This is a genomic window from Pseudomonas sp. EGD-AK9 (genome assembly GCF_000465935.2).
Taxonomy (GTDB): domain Bacteria; phylum Pseudomonadota; class Gammaproteobacteria; order Pseudomonadales; family Pseudomonadaceae; genus Aquipseudomonas.
Map to the genome: position 1 here is coordinate 1 of NZ_AVOF01000292.1, position 4,062 is coordinate 4,062.

A 4,062-nucleotide genomic window follows, 5' to 3' on the forward strand; every position below is an offset into this window, starting at 1 on the left:
GACCACGCTGCCGACGTGTTCGCCGGTGCGCTCGCCGCTGCGCTTGACCTCCGCCAGCAGGCCGCGCACCTGCTCCTGCATGCGGTTGTAGCCGGCGAAGATGCGGCCGATCTCGTTGTCGCCCTGGCGCCCGTCCAGGCCGCGGGTGAAGTCGCCGGAGCCGACCCGGGTCAGCGCGCCCTCCACCGCATTGAGGTTGTGCATCAGCGGGCGCAGGCCGAACTGGCGGCCGAGCACCACCAGGGCGAGGATGCCCAGCACGCAGCCGAAGGCCAGCCACATCTGCCGCCGCTGGCTACCCTCGGCGTGCGCCGCCATCAGCCCGACGGCCTGATTCATCTCGCGCAGCAGCTGCACCGACTGCTGCTCCAGAGCCGCGAGGTCGACCGCCGTGTCGCCGCCGACCAGGCGCTGCAGCTGGTCGCGAAAGCCCTGCCAGAGAACGCCGACCTTGTTCATCTGCGCCTGCACGTTGGGCTCGGCGATGGCGCTGACATTGCGCGCCGGGTTGCCGGCCAACAGGTCGCGGTGGGCGCCGTCGAACTGCGCCATGGTCGCTTCCAGGGCGGTCGCCGGCAGCACGCCTTCGCGCAGCAGCAGCGCCTCCTTGGTCATCTTCTGGCTGAGCATGCGCTGCGCACCGGCGACGTTGATGGTCTCCGGCGACACCGACATGCTCAGGTACAGCGCCACCGAGGCGATCACCGCCAGGAGGAACATCAGCGCGTAGGAAAACAGGAACTGCTGATTCAGCGTGCGCAGGCCGATGGCGCAGAGCAGGCGGTCGAACAAGGCGGTGGCGGACATGAGAGTCTCCCTGGCAGACGGCGGGAACCCCCGCCAAATAATCGGGAGCAAGCAAGAAAGTGGCCAGCCGCCAGCAGCCTGGCGTCCTGTTTAACGCGGCAAAATGCACCAGAACGGCGCACCGACCGAGCGGTCACGCGCCGTTTCGGCTCAGGCCGAGACCACGAACAGGGCGACGATCAGGCCCATGCCGGCGAACCACACCAGCGTACGGATCGGTCCCCAGTCGGCCAGGTAGCAGAGCAAGTACAGCACCCGGCTGAGCACGAAGGCGATCGCCAGTTGATCCAGCAGCCCCTGCGCGGCACCGCCGGCCTGGTGGGCGATGATCACCGCCGCGGCGAACGCCGGGGTCACCTCGAAGCCGTTGAGCTGGGCGTTGTGGGCACGCCTGCGCCAGCCCTGCAGAGCGGCGAGGAAGGCGCGCGGGTCGCTGTTGGCGCGCGGCCCGTAGCCGGCGCCGAGGAACTTGGCGCTGGCGGTGGCCAGGTAGGGCAGGACGATGGCGATCAGTACGCACCAGTAGGCGAGGGTCATGCAGGCTCCGCAGTTCGCTGAGGGAGTGCGCAGCTTGGACCGCCCGCGGGCCGGGCGTCCATGACCCGGCCGGGACAAGTCGACGGCGATCCGGCCAATGCGCCGGCGGCAGTGGCCAGCGGCGCCGCGCAAAGACCGACGGAAAGCCTTGGGCTGCACGCCGCACGCGGCTATAATCCGCCAGCTTCACGCAGCCGGCACAGCTCCGGCCGCTCCCGCCACCCGTCCGAGGGGCGCTGCAGCAAATCCGCCAGGTGCGGACTTTGTCAGGCTCGGATGGGGCGTTAACCATACGCATCAACGGCGCCCATTCGCAGACAACGAATGGAGAACTCATCATGAGCGCTGTACTGACGCCTGCCGGTTTTACCGACTACAAGGTCGCCGACATTTCCCTGGCCGACTGGGGCCGCAAAGAGCTGATCATCGCCGAATCCGAGATGCCGGCGCTGATGGGCCTGCGCCGCAAGTACGCCGCCAGCCAGCCGCTCAAGGGCGCGAAGATCATCGGCTGCATCCACATGACCATCCAGACCGGCGTGCTGATCGAGACCCTGATCGCCCTCGGTGCCGAGGTGCGCTGGTCGAGCTGCAACATCTTCTCCACTCAGGACCAGGCCGCTGCCGCCATCGCCGCCGCCGGCATCCCGGTGTTCGCCTGGAAGGGCGAGACCGAGCAGGAGTACGAGTGGTGCATCGAGCAGACCATCCTCAAGGACGGCAAGCCGTGGGACGCCAACATGGTGCTGGACGACGGCGGCGACCTGACCGAGATCCTGCACAAGAAATACCCGCAGATGCTCGAGCGCATCCACGGCGTCACCGAGGAAACCACCACCGGCGTGCACCGCCTGCTCGACATGCTCAAGGCCGGCACCCTGAAAGTCCCGGCGATCAACGTCAACGACGCGGTGACCAAGAGCAAGAATGACAACAAGTACGGCTGCCGCCACAGCCTCAACGACGCCATCAAGCGCGGCACCGACCATCTGCTGTCGGGCAAGCAGGCGCTGGTGATCGGCTACGGCGACGTGGGCAAGGGCTCGGCGCAGTCGCTGCGTCAGGAAGGCATGATCGTCAAGGTCTCCGAGATCGACCCGATCTGCGCCATGCAGGCCTGCATGGACGGCTTCGAGCTGGTCTCGCCGTACAAGAACGGCCTCAACGACGGCACCGAGGCCAGCGTCGACGCCGCGCTGCTGGGCAAGATCGACCTGATCGTCACCACCACCGGCAACGTCAACGTGTGCGACGCGGGCATGCTCAAGGCGCTGAAGAAGCGCGCCGTGGTGTGCAACATCGGCCACTTCGACAACGAGATCGATACGGCCTTCATGCGCAAGCACTGGGCGTGGGAAGAGGTCAAACCGCAGGTGCACAAGATCCACCGCACCGGCGCCGGCACTTTCGATCCGGCCAACGACGACTACCTGATCCTGCTGGCCGAAGGCCGCCTGGTGAACCTGGGCAATGCCACCGGCCACCCGAGCCGGATCATGGACGGCTCCTTCGCCAACCAGGTGCTGGCGCAGATCTTCCTGTTCGAGCAGAAGTTCGCCGACCTGCCGGCCGAGAAGAAGGCCGAGCGCCTGACCGTGGAAGTGCTGCCGAAGAAGCTCGACGAAGAAGTGGCGTTGGAGATGGTCAAGGGCTTCGGCGGCGTGGTCACCCGCCTGACCCCGCAGCAGGCCGAGTACATCGGCGTCACCGTGGAAGGCCCGTTCAAGCCGGACGCCTACCGCTACTAAGCAGCACCAGGCGTAGGGTGGGCAGGCCGGCGAGCGGCCTGCCCACCTGCTCGAGCATGTCGGTGGACAAGCTGCGCCTGTCCACCCTACACACGTGGAAACTCCGTATGAGCCAAGAACGCCGCTACAGCTTCGAGTTCTTCCCCACCAAGACCGAAGCCGGGCACGAAAAACTGATGAACGTGGCGCGCCAGCTGGCCAGCTACAACCCCGACTTCTTCTCCTGCACCTACGGCGCCGGCGGCTCCACCCGCGACCGCACGCTGAATACCGTGCTGCAGCTCGACGGCGAGGTGAAGGTGCCCACCGCACCGCACCTGTCCTGCGTCGGCGACAGCAAGGCCGAGCTGCGCGAGCTGCTGACCCTGTACAAGAACGCCGGGATCAAGCGCATCGTCGCCCTGCGCGGCGATCTGCCGTCGGGCATGGGCATGGCCAGCGGCGAGCTGCGCTACGCCAACGAGCTGGTCGGCTTCATCCGCGAGGAAACCGGCGAGCACTTCCATATCGAGATCGCCGCCTACCCGGAGATGCATCCGCAGGCGCGCAATTTCGAGGACGATATCGCCAACTTCGTGCGCAAGGCCAAGGCCGGCGCCGACAGCGCGATCACCCAGTACTTCTTCAACGCCGACAGCTACTTCTACTTCGTCGAGCGCGTGCAGAAACTGGGCGTGGATATCCCGGTGGTGCCGGGCATCATGCCGATCACCAACTACAGCAAGCTGGCGCGCTTCTCCGACGCCTGCGGCGCGGAGATCCCGCGCTGGGTGCGCAAGCAGCTGGAAGCCTACGGCGACGACATCGAGAGCATCCAGGCCTTCGGCGAACAGGTGATCAGCGAGATGTGCGAACGCCTGCTGCAAGGCGGCGCACCGGGGCTGCACTTCTACACCCTGAACCAGGCCGACCCCAGCCTGGCGATCTGGAACAACCTCAAGCTGCCACGCTGAGGCCCGCCGCCCGAGCC

4 protein-coding genes and 1 riboswitch are annotated in these 4,062 nt (G+C 66.8%); of the genes, 2 read left to right on the plus strand and 2 right to left on the minus strand.

All coding sequences use genetic code 11. The features are described from left to right. Both N878_RS14160 and N878_RS14165 read right to left on the minus strand, forming a co-directional pair. Positions 1-807 (minus strand): type IV pili methyl-accepting chemotaxis transducer N-terminal domain-containing protein (locus N878_RS14160; RefSeq protein WP_021444298.1); only part of this gene is annotated, 807 nt, incomplete at its 3' end. Between the two features lie 150 nt (positions 808-957). Next, complete coding sequence (locus tag N878_RS14165) at positions 958-1,344, minus strand: MAPEG family protein (RefSeq protein ID WP_021444299.1); 387 nt, start codon at positions 1,342-1,344, stop codon at positions 958-960. A gap of 222 nt (positions 1,345-1,566) precedes the next feature. Next, a riboswitch (S-adenosyl-L-homocysteine riboswitch) is annotated at positions 1,567-1,660 on the plus strand. Between the two features lie 22 nt (positions 1,661-1,682). Between N878_RS14165 and ahcY the strand changes: the two genes are divergently transcribed. Then, on the plus strand, positions 1,683-3,092 hold the full coding sequence (gene ahcY, locus N878_RS14170; protein ID WP_021444300.1) for an adenosylhomocysteinase: 1,410 nt from the start codon (positions 1,683-1,685) through the stop codon (positions 3,090-3,092). A gap of 107 nt (positions 3,093-3,199) precedes the next feature. Then, complete coding sequence (metF, locus tag N878_RS14175; protein WP_021444301.1) at positions 3,200-4,045, plus strand: methylenetetrahydrofolate reductase [NAD(P)H]; 846 nt, start codon at positions 3,200-3,202, stop codon at positions 4,043-4,045. Positions 4,046-4,062: the final 17 nt, after the last annotated feature.